The 16,778-nt window shown below is 45.7% G+C and carries 12 protein-coding genes; 5 read left to right on the forward strand and 7 right to left on the reverse strand.

From position 1 onward, the window contains the following. Positions 1–9: 9 nt before the first annotated feature. Positions 10–2,415 (reverse strand): TonB-dependent receptor, encoded by a 2,406-nt coding sequence (locus tag LLH06_RS10275; RefSeq protein WP_317206673.1) that lies wholly within the window; start codon positions 2,413–2,415, stop codon positions 10–12. Positions 2,416–2,630: 215 nt separating this feature from the next. Between LLH06_RS10275 and LLH06_RS10280 the strand changes: the two genes are divergently transcribed. Together LLH06_RS10280 and LLH06_RS10285 are read left to right on the forward strand one after the other, a co-directional pair. Beyond that, positions 2,631–3,641, forward strand: a complete 1,011-nt coding sequence (locus LLH06_RS10280) for a sensor histidine kinase (protein ID WP_228169201.1) — start codon at positions 2,631–2,633, stop codon at positions 3,639–3,641. Between the two features lie 37 nt (positions 3,642–3,678). Then, positions 3,679–4,410 (forward strand): LytR/AlgR family response regulator transcription factor, encoded by a 732-nt coding sequence (locus tag LLH06_RS10285; RefSeq protein ID WP_228169202.1) that lies wholly within the window; start codon positions 3,679–3,681, stop codon positions 4,408–4,410. A gap of 336 nt (positions 4,411–4,746) precedes the next feature. Here LLH06_RS10285 and LLH06_RS10290 read toward each other — a convergent pair whose 3' ends face one another. From LLH06_RS10290 to LLH06_RS10315, 6 genes are all read right to left on the reverse strand, one after another. After that, positions 4,747–5,073 (reverse strand): hypothetical protein, encoded by a 327-nt coding sequence (locus tag LLH06_RS10290; RefSeq protein ID WP_228169203.1) that lies wholly within the window; start codon positions 5,071–5,073, stop codon positions 4,747–4,749. A gap of 55 nt (positions 5,074–5,128) precedes the next feature. Then, on the reverse strand, positions 5,129–5,887 hold the full coding sequence (locus LLH06_RS10295) for a zinc-binding dehydrogenase (protein ID WP_228169204.1): 759 nt from the start codon (positions 5,885–5,887) through the stop codon (positions 5,129–5,131). A gap of 346 nt (positions 5,888–6,233) precedes the next feature. Next, entirely contained in the window at positions 6,234–7,232 is a 999-nt protein-coding gene (locus tag LLH06_RS10300) for an efflux RND transporter periplasmic adaptor subunit (RefSeq protein WP_228169205.1), read from the reverse strand. 83 nt (positions 7,233–7,315) lie between these two features. Next, positions 7,316–10,570 (reverse strand): efflux RND transporter permease subunit, encoded by a 3,255-nt coding sequence (locus tag LLH06_RS10305; protein WP_228169206.1) that lies wholly within the window; start codon positions 10,568–10,570, stop codon positions 7,316–7,318. Between the two features lie 8 nt (positions 10,571–10,578). After that, entirely contained in the window at positions 10,579–11,967 is a 1,389-nt protein-coding gene (locus tag LLH06_RS10310) for a TolC family protein (RefSeq protein WP_228169207.1), read from the reverse strand. Between the two features lie 113 nt (positions 11,968–12,080). Then, a complete protein-coding gene (locus tag LLH06_RS10315; protein ID WP_228169208.1) occupies positions 12,081–12,452 on the reverse strand; it encodes a hypothetical protein in 372 nt (123 codons plus the stop codon). Positions 12,453–12,968: 516 nt separating this feature from the next. Here LLH06_RS10315 and LLH06_RS10320 point away from each other — a divergent pair. The 3 genes from LLH06_RS10320 to LLH06_RS10330 all read left to right on the forward strand — a co-directional run bounded on the left by LLH06_RS10320 (position 12,969) and on the right by LLH06_RS10330 (position 16,587). Then, positions 12,969–13,622: a mechanosensitive ion channel family protein gene (locus tag LLH06_RS10320; RefSeq protein WP_262909307.1), complete on the forward strand. Its 654-nt coding sequence runs from the start codon at positions 12,969–12,971 to the stop codon at positions 13,620–13,622. 386 nt (positions 13,623–14,008) lie between these two features. Further along, complete coding sequence (locus LLH06_RS10325) at positions 14,009–15,247, forward strand: cation:proton antiporter (protein WP_228169209.1); 1,239 nt, start codon at positions 14,009–14,011, stop codon at positions 15,245–15,247. 11 nt (positions 15,248–15,258) lie between these two features. After that, on the forward strand, positions 15,259–16,587 hold the full coding sequence (locus LLH06_RS10330; RefSeq protein WP_228169210.1) for a TIGR00341 family protein: 1,329 nt from the start codon (positions 15,259–15,261) through the stop codon (positions 16,585–16,587). Positions 16,588–16,778 lie beyond the last annotated feature (191 nt).

Consider the following 16,778-nt stretch of genomic DNA (forward strand, 5'->3'; position numbering starts at 1 on the left):
TAAGTGACATCACTTATACCTATTTAGATCATCTGGCAAGGTCTCTTTAGGCGTGTTGGTCACCTTCTGTCCTCTGTTCAACTTGTAGACGAGCGTAAGCCTGATCCGGCTGGTATTGGGCTTGTTAGTGTAAGAAGCGGAATAACCTTCATAAAAGAGGCCATTATGGTACCGGTAAGTATTGAACAGGTCATACCATTTTAGCGCTACGAAGCACTTGGAGGGCACCATTGTATAGTCTAGACCCACGTCCGCTTGCCAGCGTTTGGCTTGCCTCGTTTGGTAAAGCTCCATTGCGGACCGGTAAAATACTGAGGTCTCCAGGTTGAACTTTTTTGAGATCTTATAATCGTTACTGAATGATACGCTACAATATTTGTTCATCTTATGTTGATCTAATCGATCAGAAGAGGCTGATCCGTGTTCATACTTGTACATCTCGCCATAAAGATTCAATTGCCCCTGTAGCCTGATGCTCAGCATTGAATAGTTCAACGATACACTCGAATAGTAGTCATTCAGATTAACGGCATTCTCAGGGCGTTCGAGCGAGTTAAGTGTGTTCTCTACCTGACGGTTCACCAGGAATACCTGACCATTAACACGATTATAGCCCAGCGAAGCACTCAAAAAGTCCCAAAAGGAGTTATCTACTGAAAGGGTGTATCTTTTAGATGGCTGCAAATGAGGATTCCCGGTCCGGTTCTTAAATTCGTTGATATAAAGTACGTAAGGGTTAAGATATTTATAATCTGGCCGTGACAATCCGGACGTTAGTTTTAAGGTGCTGGAGATATTTTCTTTATGCCAGCTTATAGCCAGGTTAGGCAAATAGTTCAAGTAGGTTTGTTTCACGCTACTCTTTTTACCCAAGAACGCGCTTTCCGTCCAGGTACGCTCCATGCGTACGCCCGCACTAAATGACCATGGTGCCATCTTAAGAATATAACGGAGGTAGCCAGCTTGGATGCGCTCCGTATATCGCAGATCATCTGAGCGGCCCATATCACGCCTGGTTATGCTGGTTGTTATCAGGCTGTCATAGCTCACTTTATTCGTAACGTCTCCATTTGTAAATTTCAGGCCTGCTTCCAATGCCGCGTGATGGTACGGAACCTCGTAATCCGCGCTCAGTATTTGCTGATGGCCTTGCAGGGGAATGCTGGCCCTTATCGTAGGCGGCGTAATGCTGTTACCCTGTACATCCGTCAGTCTGTTGTTATAGAATTGCATTTGGTCGCTGTACCCCGTCCGGTAACCATAACTAACATCAAGTACCGTTCCATTGGTATCGGCTTTGTACCGGTAATTTAAGGTCAGTGATGTTATATTCTCCCGGTTCTTTGCAGCACTGTTGTAGAGCAGATCAAAGTTGTTAGCCCCATGATAGCGGCCGCTGTCGTTAAGATTTCCCTTGGAATTATTCCAGTTAGAGATCATACTGAAACTCAACGCATTTTTGCGGTTAAGATCATAAGCTAAGGTCGTGTAAATGCTTGGCGTGTGAACTCTGGATCGATTGTCCCGCTGATAGTTGACCAGCGTCAAAGGCAACTGTGCAGGTCCATACAATTTCTGGCCGCTTTCACTAAAGTAACTGCTGTTGTTAGTGTAGTTCAAAGATACATTACCATTGAACCCACTTTCAACCCAGCCTCCAAATAAGCTGTGCTGATGGCTTACATACCTGTCTAGGGTGATGCCGTTGGTCAGCGTTACCTGGTAACCGTCGGTCAACCTTTTCTTTAACACCACATTCAATACGCTGCCCCCCGCAGCATCATACTTTGCAGAACCTCCATTGGTCAGCTCCACTTTGTCCAGTGCGCTTGCCGGCATTGACTTCAGCAGGTTCAATACCTGTGCTAATTGCATCGTCTGCTGTTTACCATCGAGCAAGATGGTAATGGCATCCGACCCGTTCACCCGAATAATCTGATCATTTTCTACCCAAACGCCGGGTAACTTTCTAAGTATTTCCAATGCATTATCGCTGTTGATACCGGGCAGCGTGGTAACATCATAAATGATCTTATCACCTTTCACCGTGACCAGCTTTTTACGCTCCTTGATAGAGACTTCAGCCAGTTGAACAGGTGATGGCTCCAGCGTCATTATCAACCTTTCACTTTTTGTGGTTAATGCTAATAAGCGAAGGACCGGGCGGTAGCCTAACAGTGATGCTTGGATGGTATAGTTTCCTGAATGAATGCCGGTAAATGTAAATGAACCTGCCGTGTCCGTAACTATTTGTTTTTTAACAGCCTGATCTGCTTTCTGAGTTAAACTCACCGTAACATGTGACAATGGCCGCCCGTCGGGACCAATGATAATACCGGAACAGGAAAAGAGGGCTTGACAGTAACCAAGCATGTTTATTGAGCCAAGTAGTAGCGTAAGTAGTAATTTTTTCATTTGATGATAAGAGTTCGTTTGGGATCGATCGGCCGAAAGTGCGAAGCGTGACCGTACGTTCAAAAATTATTATCCCAGTCCTGTGATTATCTATCCAAACCGGTAACAGGCGTTATAATTGTATCAGATCAAGTACGAATCCCTGTTGGAATAGCCAATGACTTGGTTGGGATAATATATTTATCCCGCTTAGTTATTCTGTTTACCTTTAAAGCATGAGGAAAAAAGAGCGCTGGTACTTATTAGCCGGATGGCTATTATACTTAGTCTTTCTGACCATAGCGGAGTTATTGAACCTTACCCACAACAAAGCTTCATTGCTCAGCTTCTCTTTTTATCTGTCCTGCTTAGCCTGCTTCAGTTTATCTTATACGATCGCTTTTCCTTTAGCTGCGGGCAAGCACAGGATGATCAAATTGGTGACCGGGTTATTGCTCAGTGTTGCGATCTTTGTGATCTGCCGGTACCTGTTAGAGGAAGTACTCTTCAATTACCTATTTGGCATCCGTAATTACAACGTTAGAACATCCTGGTTGCGTTACTTCGTTGATAATGTATTTTACGCTTCGCTGGTCACCACGGTCAGCGCTGCTATGTACAGCGGATTCCATACGCTCCATCAGGAACAGGAGAACAAAACACTGCGGGAAGAAAAGATGAAAGCGGAACTGTCCTTTCTAAAAAGCCAGATCAATCCGCATTTTTTGTATAATACGCTTAACTATTTCTACTCGCTGGCTTACCCTGTATCTGAGCAACTGGGTCACGCGGTCATTCAGCTTTCTCATTTGATGCGTTATATGCTGACCGATGCTTCAGGCAGCGATGTGCCTTTACAGAAAGAGATCGAATACATTGAAAACTACATCACTTTATACCGAATGCTGTTTGAAGAACGCTTCTTTGTAAAGCTTCAAGTAGAAGGCAAGGTTGACCTGGGACAGATCGTGCCCTTGATACTGATCGGATTTGTGGAGAACGCGTTTAAACATGGCGTTGTAAACGATCCTAACCACCCTGTGATTATCACTCTTAAGATTAAGGACGGCCAGCTACTATTTCGAGTCATTAATCAGATCAGTACCGCTCAAAAAGACCATTCTACCGGAATTGGACTTAGTAATATCAAGCGACGGTTAGACCTGATCTACCCTAATGCACGCCATCAGCTTGACATCAAAACCAGTCAGCAGTTCTTCGAGGTCAACCTGAGTATTTTACTTTGATCTCCCTTTAACTTACTAAAATCAATAATATATAAATATGATCCGCTGCCTTGCCGTCGATGACCAGTCCTATGCTACAAAGATCATTATGGACCATATCGCCAAAGTGCCCTTCCTTGAGGCGGCAGGTCATACGACCAATGCCATAGAAGCTCTAAGCCGGGTACAGCAGGGAGATATTGACCTGGTATTTTTGGATATACAGATGCCTGACCTTACCGGCATACAATTTTTGAAATTGTGTACTGGCAAATGCAAAGTGATACTTACAACGGCCTATCCGGAATATGCATTGGAAGGTTTTGAACAAGACGTGGTGGATTATTTGCTAAAACCTATTCCATTCGAACGTTTTCTGAAAGCTGCCCATAAAGCGCAATTCCTGATCAATGCCGCAAAAGCAAAGGGTAGTGACAACACCATGAGTTCAATACCCGGCCCAACGCAGCAAGGATATTGTTTTGTTAAAAGTGATAGTAAAAGTAAATTCATCAGGATCGATCATAACGATATCTTATATCTGGAAGGTATGAGAAACTACGTATCTTTGATGACACATGACCGGCGTATCATGATCTACCGCACTTTGAGGGACTTTGAGTCTGAACTTCCGCAGCCGCCATTTTACCGGATCCACAGATCCTATATTATCTCATTAGACAAAGTTAGACTTGTCAACGGGAACACCGTCTACATTGGTGATCAGACGATTCCCATTGGAGAAACTTATCTTACTTCTTTTCTAAATATCATTCAGCCCAAGTTGTAGAGATTCGACTGGAATTAAGCATCGTCAGCTAAATCAATACGACCTTACCTTACTCATCAATTCCAGAATGAATCACATCATTTCATAGACATGATTTCGCAAAGACGCTGACGGTCTCGTGATATCTCTCGATTGTTGTGTGTATTCCATTCGAGTTCTGTTAGGCCTCAGACCATTACTAAGAAGTCTTTGTTTTAGTCACCCTTTTCAATCAATCTTCATTGTAGGCGGAAGTTTCTATAATATTATCTAAGCTTTTCCTCTGATCGTCTAAAAAACTGAGTTCTCAATAACTCTCATCTACACTTTGCCTTCTCATGATATTCAACATGCGTTTCAATACCCGAAGATATGGATATTGCCGGTTTGCACGAAGCTTACGGGATGTTCGAAAAGATCGATCAGGTTCCAGTCCGCTACTCCTTTGTAATCGCCAAGACTATAACCGGCTAAAGCGCCGATCGATAAGGCCGTACTGGCTTGATGGTCCGCTGCCAATGAGATCACGCCGCCTTTGAACTTTGCAGCATAGGTACTTGCTAAGATGATCAGCCGGTCGCTTAGCAAATAATACCGGCTTGACCTGCAATGGTAATGTAAGCCTCCGGCAAGCTGAATTTTGGAGGTCTTCCGGAACGCATATTGTCCAAGGAGTTGGAACAATCGCAGGGTCCCCTGATCACTGCGGAAGGCCTAGTTGGATGTCGGTTCTGATCTATTATCCGCAGCATAGTCCGCATCCGTTCCCGTACCGCCCGTAACCTGGTTTCGCTGGTATGATGCATCGATCCTGAATGCCCTGGTAGCTTCCCTTGATATATGATCGATAGGAAACGACCCTGTGAAATTTTAATTCCGACAAAGCAACCATGCCGCAGGTCGTTACGGCTCCGCCATACATAGTGGACTTGAGCATACCTGACAGCACTTCACCGCCAACGCAATCAATACCGCCCGCGTATTTTGCTGCAGCTAAAGGCTCGGCAGCGAAGGTAGACGTGAAGTCATTCCTGTTCATCAGTTCCGCAGCGCCTAAAATTATCATTAAATGGTCCGGGTCCGGTCTCCCGGTTATTGCTGTCACCCGGTACCCCATCTTATCAAGAATAGCCACTGCAATGCTGCCAACGCCAACGCTCGCACCGCTAACCAATACCTTTCCGGCATCTGGCTGTACACCTGAAAGAAGCAGTTGTTGTACGGAAAGTCCAGCGGCTAAACCTGCGGTACCAAAGATCATCGCTTCTTTCTCCGTCATGTTCGCCGGTAATGGCAATGCCCAGTCCGCGGGTATGGAGATGTAACCACCGAAACCACCCCATGTGTTCATACCCAGATCGAATCCTGTGACCAAGACCTTTTCTCCAGGCTTAAATGAATCTGTTTTTGAACGAATGACCTCACCCGCTGCGTCTATACCCGGCACATGCGGGAACCGGGGGGGCCACACCACGCTTACATGACGCAGATAGCGCATCGTTATAATTTAGTGAAGAATAGCTGACCTTAATCAATAGGGCCTGTGGAGGTAGATCCTTTGTATTAACGGACCCGATCTTTCTTTCAATACTATCGTTGATCTCAGTGACCTGGAAAGCGTTATAGTCGTAGTCCATAGCGATCTTTTGATAACTAAATTGGCTACCTTTAGTTCATCAAACAATAACTTACAATTTATACCGTGACAGCACGTAGTATAGTATTGTTGACCATCAACGTAAGCATCTATGGAAAATTTGGGTGATCAAGAAGTTAAATGGTAAGCATCTGTCCTTAGCACCTTTCGTAGTGCAGTATCTCACTCTGTTTAATAGATGGGATCTTTATAAACTTTGCCCTTCTTTGATCTCATCACTGGCGCGTAACAAAATTTTTTCTCCCGCTTTAATGTTACCGAACACTTCGGTATGATCGTCTCCAATCACACCCTCTTTAACATCGGCAAACACGGCTTTACCTTCTTTGATCTTAATAACGTACTCACGTTCGGTTGAACGTACTATGGCATTATTAGGTACAGTCAAAGTTTTTGCGCCTAGCACAAGCGGTATTTTAACTTCCCCATACATACCTGGTTTTAAACGCTGATCGGCGTTGGGAACGTCAACTTCAATTGCCTCTGAACGCTGGTTACCCAAAGCATTTGCCGAGCGGCTGATAAATGCCTTATTATCTTTATCGGGCAGGGCATTAAACACAAAAGATACTTTTTGTTTTAGGTCCACCTTATCTACATAGGCTTCGGGTATCATTACCTCCAACCTTAGCTTACGCGTATCCTGTAACACCAGCATAGGCTGGTCAGTTGATTTGCCCGGCCCCACCAAGGCTCCTGATGATACGTTACGCTGTACGATCATACCATCGAACGGCGCACGAATATTTAAGTACGCCTGTATATCACGCATGGATGCCGCATTTGACCGCTCTGACAATACCACAGCCTCATCGGCCTTCATTTTCGAAAGTGCGTTATCCAAATCTAGCGGTGATACCGCTCCTTCTTCTTTGGCCGCTTCCTTTAAACGGCGGTATTTTTCGCGGCTTGCATTGGCCGATTCCTGCGCCTGCAAAAAACGGGCATTAGCCGATTGCACTTGCGACAGCATCTCAGGAGCTTCAAGTACAGCCATTAGTTGACCTTTTTTCACCAAAGAGCCGCGATCGACCTTCATTTGCTTAACAAAGCTGTTTATTTTGGCAAATATATTTACTTCGTTAAATGGTTTTAATTGCCCCGGTAAGCGCACATAACTCGATAGCGCCTTTTCAGAAACTGTACCGGTTTCAAACTTATCGGCAGCAGCCTTTTTCTCGGTCATATCTACCGGTTTATCAGCGTGGGAGCAGCTGCTTAAAGCAATGGCTGAAAACAACACTGCGAATATTTTAGATCTCATTTTTGTTATTGATTTAATTGCAAGGTTTCGTCAGTTGGAACTAATGATTCATTATCGGGCATTAATGATGGTGACTGGTAGGTTGATCTATTTTGTACCCACGCAAACACCAGCGGCAGTATGAACAGGGCAGCAATGGTTGATGCAAATAAACCACCGATAACCGCACGGCCAAGCGGTGCACTTTGTTCGCCGGCCTCGCCCATGCCCGATGCCATCGGTATCATACCGGCTATCATGGCCAAACTGGTCATTAAAATAGGGCGTAAACGTACCGAAGCACTGGTAACGCTGGCTTTGATCGCATCGCGGTGATCAAGGCGAAGCTTTTCGGCATTGGTCACAATAAGAATGGCGTTAGCTACCGAGACCCCTACCGACATAATCATACCCATATAGCTTTGCAAATTGAGGGTTGAGCCGGTAAGCAACAATGCCGCTATAGACCCGAGCACTACTGCAGGCACGGTTGACAATACCGTTAGCGATAATTTAATAGATTGGTAGTTGGCAGCAAGTAAAAGGAAGATCACCAGAATGGCGAACAACAACCCGTTTTGCAAGCTGGAGAGTGTTTCCGTTAACAACCCCGACATGCCCTGAACCTGGGTTACAATACCTTTAGGTGGCGTACCCAACTCATCAACTGCCTGTTGAACGGCAGCGGTAGCCGTGCCCAGATCTTTGTGGTGAATGTTCGCACTTACCGTTAAATACCGGCGTGGCCCCATTCGGTCATATTCGCCCGGTACATACACGGTCTTAAATTGAGCAACATCGCCCAATACCGGCGTGCTTTGCCCTTTTACTAGGGGTATTTCACGTATTTCGTCCATGTTATTCATTACGTATTCAGGTATCTGCACCTGCACCTGGTACGTATTGGAAGCCTTTTCATCCAACCACTGGTTTTTTTCGGAGAAACGGCTTGATGATGTACTTGCCGTGACCGAGCGTGCTATTTCGCTAACGCTCAAACCCATCTGTGCTAACTTTAGCCTGTCAAGCGTAATTTTCACTACCGGAAACTTTAGAGGCTGGGCAATCTGCACGTCTCGCAGGTAATCAATTTTTTTGAGCTTGTTTACCAACTTATTGCTGAACGCCTCAATTTGAGCCATGTCTTTACCTGCAACGGTGACCTCAATAGGAGTTGCGGCGCCTTGGCTCATGATCTTTTCGGTCATGTCAATAGGTTCAAAGGATATCCTCAGCTCCGGCATGGCGTAGGCAATGTTTTTGCGCAGCGCTTCCTTAAAATCGTCCATGTTTACTTTGTACTCCGCATCCAGGTTAACTTGCAGTATGGCTTCATGCGTACCTGTGTTAAACACATACAAGTTACTCACACCATAACTGCTGGGAATAAGACCAACATAGCCTGAGCTTATCGCCACATGATGATTTGATGTACTGTCAATAATCTGCAGCACTTGCTTAAGCTTGACCTCTGTTCGCTCCAAACGGGTACCATCGGGCTCTTTGATACGAATTTGAAACTGCCCGTTATTGAGTTTGGGCATCATATCTTTACCAATAATAAAAAAGCCGCCTAAAGCAAGCGCCAGCACTCCAATAAGGTAAGCAATCACAATAGGTTTTCTGGCAGGTATCCAGCGCTGTAGAAAATTCATGAAGCGCAGTTTTATGCGCTCAAACAGGTCATTTTGCTCAGGGTGACTCTTCTCTTCATGCAGGTGTCGCTTAACCTGCTGCCTTTCTTCATTGTCAAGCGCTTCGCCAGCATGGGCATGTACTTCTTCATGTTGATAATGCTGGTATTGTTCGGCCTTGATCATCCAGTTACTTAAAATTGGCACCAGCGTTTGTGCAATAATGTACGACACGATCATGGTTAAACCTATGGATAACGATAGCGGCAGGAACATAGCACGGGGCACGCCCTGCATCATAAATGACGGTGCAAATACAGCCAGTATACAGAGCAAAATAAGCAGCAACGGAAAGGCAATTTCCTCACAGGCATCATAAATAGCAAGCTTTTTTGATTTGCCCATTTCAAGGTGCTGGTGTATGTTCTCAATAGTTACCGTAGCCTGATCTACAAGAATACCAATTGCCAGCGCCAATCCGCTCAGGGTCATAATGTTGATGGTTTGTCCAAAAAAGCCAAGCACCATCACACCAATAATGATAGATACCGGAATGGTGATCACTACAATTAAACTGCTGCGCCAATCGCGCAAAAAGAGCAATACCATTAAGCCGGTAAGTATGGCTCCCAGGCCGCCCTCAGTAAGCAAACTCTCAACTGCGTTTATAACAAATACTGATTGGTCAAATTCATATGATACCTTAACATCATCAGGCAGTAAACTTTGCATGTCGGGTATTTTAGCTTTCAAGGCTTGTACTACTGCCCAGGTAGACGCGTCGGCCGTTTTAACAGCAGGAATATATACTGAGCGTTTTCCGTTGATCAGTGCATAACTTACCGTAACATCGGCACCATCGCTTACCCGCGCCACGTCTTTAATAAACACGGGCGACCCGTTCTTACTGATCACCGGTATGTTACCAAAATCTTCCACCTGTTCAATGAGCGAATTCATGGTAGTAACGTACATGGTATTGTTCATACGCAGGTTACCCGAAGGCGACATTACGTTGTACTTGGCCAACGAGGCAACCACTTCATCGGGTGTAAGACTGTAGCTGCGCATTTTTGTAGGATCAACGTTGATAATTACCGAACGTGAATTTGCCCCGAACGGCGGCGGTGCCGAGAGCCCAGGAACAGACGAGAAGGTCGGCCTCACACGGGTGGTCGCCAGATCATAAATATCTTTAAGGCTGCGTGTTTTTGACGACATAACCAGCTGCCCCACCGGCAATGATGATGCATCAAAACGCAATACCTGTGGTGGCAACGCACCGGGCGGGAAGAACTTCATGGAGCGGTTTACCTGCAAGGCTACCTGTGCCGAGGCTTCGCCCATGTCGGTGCCTTCGTAAAACATGAGCTTGAGCAGAGTTAAGCCCTGTATGTTTTTTGCGGTGATGCTTTTAATTCCGTTTACGTACAAAAACTGATCTTGTAAACGAGTTGAAAAAAAGCCCTCCATTTGCTGCGGCGACATGCCCCCGTACGATTCGATCACGTACATGGTAGGCATGTTTAATTGCGGAAAAATATCTATCGGTATTTTAATAGCGCTGAGTACCGAAAACAGTAAAAGGCTTATGGTGATAATTACTGTTGTAACCGGCCTTTTTAGCGCTGATGTAACCATTGACATAGCTCTTATTAATTAAGTAGATTGATAACTGTATTGACCTGGTTTTCGGTAACTGCCTTTTGAAATAGCGCCTGCACGTAACTGTACCTGGCTGATATTAGATCGATTTCGGCCCGGTAAAGCAAGTTAAGTGCGGCGTTAAGCTCAATAATGTCGGTAAGTCCGTTTTTATAAAGCGAGAACTTTTGACGGTAGGCTGCATTAGCTGCCTTTAGCTGATTGGGTATTTCATTCAATCGTTCTAAAGCGGTGCTCACGTTAGCATCGGCCTGCATAGCGCTTGCGTTAAGCAGGGTTCGCTGTTCGTTCAGTTTGTTAAGCGCATACAGCGATGTTATCTTTTGTGTATTCACCTTAATTTGCTTGCGCTTTATATCAAACAAATTATAAGTGATGCCCACACCGATCAAATAATTTTCGCGTTGAAAACCCCAGCCTGTATGCAACGGCTTAAAGTTCTGCTCGGCATCTAAACTTGCACCACGGCCCCAAACTGCTGCTTGTAATACTACTTTGGGGTTATAGCTTTTCTTTACCGCCTCCTCGCGCTGTAAGCTGCTGTTGTATAATGACGAATAATAGCTTACGAGCGGGTGGTTAAGGGTATCGGCATTAAACAACTTCATTTCGGCCGATTGTCCGTATAGCTTGCTTTCGGCCGTAGTATCAGGAATAATGGTTTGATACGGCAGCCCACTGATCGCTGAAAGTTTAAGCTGTATTTGCTTTGATTGATTAGTAAGCTCAATATAATTCAGTCTCGATTTTGACAGTTCGGCTTCAGCGATACTGGTATCAACACCTGCGCGTATGCCGCTCCGGGCCAATGCTCTGATCGATCTGCGTATTTCTTTATTACGCTCAATGTTGCGAAGCTGTATAGCCTCATACTCCTGCAGGCGTAAAAGCTGCAGATAGTTTTCAATAGTATAAGCCTCCAGGTTATACTTTGATGTAGCAAACTGAGTTTTTTGCACTTCAATATCAGCTTGGGCTGCGTTATTTTGCGCCCTATATGATCCAAAATTGTACAGCTCCCAATCAAAAGCTGCGATACCCAGGTTGGTTAAAACGGTAGTGGTATTGCTTTCATCGCGCACTCCACGGTTGTTTGATGGTACGATGCCATAACCAAAATATGGTCCGCCCACGTTATTGTTGGTACCGATATTGGCCTGGTAGTTTAGCTTTAAATTAGGAAGCCAGTTTAAGCCGGTTTCGCGGGCTTGTGCCTCTTTAACTAATATTGCCGACGAATCTGTTAACAGCGTAGGAGCCGATTGACTGACCTTTTGCAGTAGGTACTTTAAGCTCATACTCGGTGGAGCTTGTGCATGTAATAGCCAGGGTGCCAAAAGCAAAAAGCCAAGGCACCAGCTAAATTTAAAACGTAGCATTTTAAAGTTTAATGATTTGGGAACGATGCTGAATAAAAACAGCGCATTGCAGGTCAACACGCTAATAGTCATCCCGCCTCAAAAGGCTGAATAACCAGGTAGCACCGGCATCATTAAATAGTAAGGTTTCGGTTAAGCAGGTAAATAGGCGTAGCATGCCGTAAAAATGCCTTACTAAAAGAGTTTGACAAGTTAAGGGCAAGCTTTGATTGCCTTGTAAGAAATGAGAGTAAGGTAAGCAAAAATGCATTCGTCGTGAGATCGAATGCACGCGCATTACAGCGTAGTAATTGTCGTATGATGATCGATCGGGCGGCGGCCTCATCCAAAAACTCGGGTTTGCGTTTGGCGAATATTTTTACAAGTAAATTGGTTTCGTCCTTATCACGTAGCTGCTCATAAACACTAAAGCCCATAAATGGCTTGGCAATAAATATTATTGCTGCAAGGAATAGTATAAGTTTAATGCTATTAAGCTGGTTCATCTACGAAGCTTTGCGAATTATAGTAAACTAACGCATAAAGTTGGGGTTTTGTAGCTTAGGCACAGGTTGTAACGAAAAAGTTGCAGTCCAAGGCATTTTACGACCGTAATTCCGCTTGCCTTTAAATATCGTTGTGGAAGACACGCTATCTTACAACTGCTGGCCCCTCAAACTACGTGTGACAATCGAGCATTTAAACCGATATCAACTGATTCGGTCGAGTGCAGTTATTGATGTGTTCGCTGTCTGCCCTGTTCCTCATTCTCAATTATCCTTTATTTTGTGGGCGATTTGATATATTTTTATCGTCAATAGGGCGTGTTACCTATGTAGCTACTTTAAACGAGAAGGTCTTTGCAATCCGACGCGGCGAGCTAAATATACCGGATTTTACGCTGATCGGGCGAATCCGACCTACCAGATCATCCGCGTGCTGGTGCTCGCTTTCATGCTCATCGTCATTTTCCTTACCTGCCTGGTTCGGATCCTCCGATCTTCAAGGGAGTTTCGGTCTTCATGGGGGTATTGCTCACGTTTGGTTCAGCAGGCGCATTGAGTAATGTGGTAGCGGGGCTGGTATTGACCTATATGCGGGCATTCAAGATCGGCGACCGGGCAAAGATAGGCGACGTCACAGGGGATGTGATCGAAAAAACGGTGCTGGTCACCCGTGTCAAGACCACAAAGAACGAACTGATCCCGATCCCCAATTCGACGGTAATGTCCAGCCATACCACCAACTACAGCAGTGAGGCACCGACGAACGGCCTGATCAACAACACGACCGTTACTATAGGATATGACGTACCCTGGCGGCAGGTCCACCGTTTGTTGATCACTGTGGCGGGTCAAACAATTCACATTGAGCAAGAACTTGCAACCTTTGTGTGGCAAACCAGCCTCGACGATCACTATGTAAGCTACAACGTCAACGCCTACACCAAGCAGGCTAACAAGCAGGCCATGATCTATTCCAGCCTTTATGCCAATATCCAGGACCGTTTCAACAAAGAGGGTGTAGAGATCATGTCACCGCATTATCGGGCACTGCGTGATGGAAATACGATCACGGTCCCGGCCAAATATCTAACTGAGGACCATGAAGCGCCAGTATTCAGATTGCCGCGTCGTGAAGACCCAGTACCCAACCCGCCTGAGGATGGCAGATAGCGTTACTGTTGCATTTCGTCAACTACGGCTAAACAATTTTCTCTTTGAGCCATTAACAATGGATAAAGATAGGAGATCACTATTGGGATGTGATGATCGTAGACGTGGCCCTGTTCTTATGGACAGGATTCACTTACACCAGAAAAGAGAAAGCGATAGATACGGATTCGCTCCAAGTATCTGACGATAAGTCAAAAGCCAGAACTGTTCGCATTTGCCGGGAAAGAATTTGCTTTAGGCGCATGATATTGGCGGCCATGAACGGAAAAAGCAGCGGAAAAGCTAGCCCATCAATATTCTCTAATTATGGCGGCACACATATGCCGCGTTTTATTATTGTGTTATCATAGGAGCCGTATTATATTGTAGTTTCAACCCGTCCCGTCATGAATATCAACGAAATATTGACCATCACCATTGTACTGGCTGCCATCTTTGCCTACCTCAATCATAAATACATCAAGTGGCCACCAACCATTGGGATCATGATCCTGTCTTTGGCGGCCTCTCTATTACTGGCCACTTTTGGACCATCACATTCGTTGTTATCTGAAAAAGCGATGCAATTGGTATCGTCTATCGACTTTCAGGAAGTGCTGATGAACTTCATGCTGAGCTTTCTACTATTTGCGGGAGCGATACATATTGATGTCGAAAAGCTGAAAGCGCAAGGTTTACCAGTGATCGTGCTGGCCACGGTCGGCATCTTGATATCCACATTCGTGATCGGTGGCTCGATGTGGATCTTACTTAGTTGGTTCGAGCTAAACATTCCATTTATTTATTGCCTGCTTTTCGGCTCGCTGATCTCCCCCACAGACCCGATCGCGGTGCTGGGATTATTAAAAGCCGCCAGAATACCGGAAACGCTTGAATTGAAAATTTCCGGTGAATCGCTGTTCAATGACGGGGTTGCGGTGGTGATCTTCATTACCATCGCTGAAATCGCGCGCTCCGGTGGCGCGAATGTCTCTTTCCTGGACGTTTCTAAGTTATTCCTGCAAGAAGCTGTTGGCGGGCTCGTATTCGGTGCCGTGGTAGGCTATATCGGCTTTTTGGCACTGCGATCTATTGACGATTACAAGGTTGAAGTAATGATCACACTGGCCATTGTGATGGGCGGCTATTTCGTAGCCGGACACTTGCATTTATCGGGGCCATTGGCCATGGTGGTTGCGGGCATTATAACCGGGAATAAATCGAGGTCTGAAGGGATGTCAGATATTACGCGCGATTATTTGGGTAAGTTTTGGGAACTCATCGATGAGATACTGAACGCGGTGCTCTTCCTGCTGATCGGCTTTGAAGTATTGGTGATCAAGGTCAACGGGACCTTACTGCTTATTGGCGGGATCGCGATCCTGCTGGTTCTGCTTGCCAGGTGGCTGGCGGTGGTCATTCCGGTCACTTTTATGCGTAAATGGGTAAAGTTCGAGCCTAACGCGGTCACTATCCTGACTTGGGGTGGGCTTCGGGGCGGCATTTCCGTAGCCTTGGCATTATCGCTAAGCAGTCAAATGTACCGAGATGAGTTCGTGCTGATCACCTATGTCATTGTTGTCTTCTCTATTCTGGTACAGGGATTGACCATTGGAAAACTTGCCGGGCGTTTGCAGCGCAGCTAAGCATCATTACTATGGGAGAAATATCCAAAGCTATAGAAAACTTCATCGCTCATCGTTTCAGTCTACAAGAAGACCGGGCGGAGGAACTGGTGATCGTCGAGTCCATTCGTAAAAATGTCGACTTTAAGGGCGCTAATCTTTGGGCGCTAATATTCGCCATCTTCATCGCCTCTATTGGCCTGAACGTAAACTCGACGGCGGTCATCATCGGTGCGATGCTGGTATCGCCGATCATGGGACCGGTTATGGGTATTGGCCTGGGTATCGGCATCAATGACCTAGAATTGGTTAAAAAAGGCGGCAAAAACCTACTGGTCGCTACGCTCTTCAGCGTCCTTACGTCCACCATCTATTTTTACATCACCCCGCTGCATGAAGCACAATCAGAGCTTTTAGCGCGAACTTCGCCGTCGATCTGGGATGTATTTATAGCCTTTTTTGGCGGCATGGCGGGCATGGTCGCGGCTTCCCGCAATGAACGCAGTAATGTTATTCCGGGTGTGGCCATTGCTACCGCACTGATGCCCCCGTTATGTACGGCGGGGTTTGGCCTGGCCACGGGGAGCTGGCTCTATTGTTTAGGTGCTTTATACCTGTACTTTATCAATAGTGTCTTTATCGCCATCGCGACATTTTTGATGTCAAGGTATCTAAAGTTATCGCGTAAGCATTTCGACGATCCCGGTATCGAGAAGAAGGTGACGCGCTACATGGTGATCGTAGTGCTGATCACGATCATCCCGAGCATATTCATGGCGTACCGGATCGTTGACCGAAGTATTTTTGAGACCAACGCACGAAAGTTTGTCGATGAGCGATTCCGTTTCACCAATACTCAGGTCGTATCCAGGTCTTATCACTACGGTACAAAGGACAAGGAGATCGATCTTTTGCTCATCGGTGCTGAACTGACCAAACCCGAACTGGATTCTTTGCGACTTCACCTTAATGATTACAAGTTACAGGGCGTAAAACTGAATATCCGGCAGGGCCTTAATGCCAAACAGGAGATCGACTTTTCACAGATCAAGGCCAGTATCATGGAAGACGTCTTCAGCAGACAACAGCAAAATGATACCGTTAAGCAAAGAACACAGGTGGCAAGAACCGCTGTCGCGGACACGAATGTATTGCGGGAGCTTAAGATCCTTTATCCCGCTATTCGCTCATTTGGTATCAGTGATATGGTCATTTGGCCGGCCAGTTCCGGCAAGCCAGATACCACAAGGGTTGCTGTGGCTGAGTTTCCGGTCAGCCTGAAGCAGACTGACCGGATCAAACTACAACAGTGGCTTCAGGTAAGGTACCGAAATAAGAAAGTAAGACTTTTGACCCGGTAATTAAGTTCAAGACCGCTTTGAATATCGAAGCCCTTCAAGATCATCAGGTGTTTCAATTGCCGGTGTATTGAACCTCGGGAAAAATAGCGAGCTGAAATATTGCTGTATCTTCTTACACCCGATCAATTTGCCTTAAACCTTGTCATAAACAAGTCTGGCAGGCTGCTGTTGTCTTTTGATCAACTCATATT

The organism is Mucilaginibacter daejeonensis, from assembly GCF_020783335.1.
In the GTDB taxonomy this organism is placed as follows: Bacteria; Bacteroidota; Bacteroidia; order Sphingobacteriales; family Sphingobacteriaceae; genus Mucilaginibacter; species Mucilaginibacter daejeonensis.

Excerpts from the sequence above, each read along its gene's own strand:
- LLH06_RS10305 (WP_228169206.1), bottom strand. The coding sequence starts at position 10,570 with ATGTCAATGGTTACATCAGCGCTAAAAAGGCCGGTTACAACAGTAATT.
- LLH06_RS10320 (WP_262909307.1), top strand. The coding sequence starts at position 12,969 with ATGGGGGTATTGCTCACGTTTGGTTCAGCAGGCGCATTGAGTAATGTG.
- LLH06_RS10285 (WP_228169202.1), top strand. The coding sequence starts at position 3,679 with ATGATCCGCTGCCTTGCCGTCGATGACCAGTCCTATGCTACAAAGATC.
- LLH06_RS10275 (WP_317206673.1), bottom strand. The coding sequence starts at position 2,415 with ATGAAAAAATTACTACTTACGCTACTACTTGGCTCAATAAACATGCTT.
- LLH06_RS10330 (WP_228169210.1), top strand. The coding sequence starts at position 15,259 with ATGGGAGAAATATCCAAAGCTATAGAAAACTTCATCGCTCATCGTTTC.
- LLH06_RS10310 (WP_228169207.1), bottom strand. The coding sequence starts at position 11,967 with ATGCTACGTTTTAAATTTAGCTGGTGCCTTGGCTTTTTGCTTTTGGCA.
- LLH06_RS10325 (WP_228169209.1), top strand. The coding sequence starts at position 14,009 with ATGAATATCAACGAAATATTGACCATCACCATTGTACTGGCTGCCATC.
- LLH06_RS10280 (WP_228169201.1), top strand. The coding sequence starts at position 2,631 with ATGAGGAAAAAAGAGCGCTGGTACTTATTAGCCGGATGGCTATTATAC.
- LLH06_RS10315 (WP_228169208.1), bottom strand. The coding sequence starts at position 12,452 with ATGAACCAGCTTAATAGCATTAAACTTATACTATTCCTTGCAGCAATA.
- LLH06_RS10300 (WP_228169205.1), bottom strand. The coding sequence starts at position 7,232 with ATGACCGAGAAAAAGGCTGCTGCCGATAAGTTTGAAACCGGTACAGTT.
- LLH06_RS10295 (WP_228169204.1), bottom strand. The coding sequence starts at position 5,887 with ATGCGCTATCTGCGTCATGTAAGCGTGGTGTGGCCCCCCCGGTTCCCG.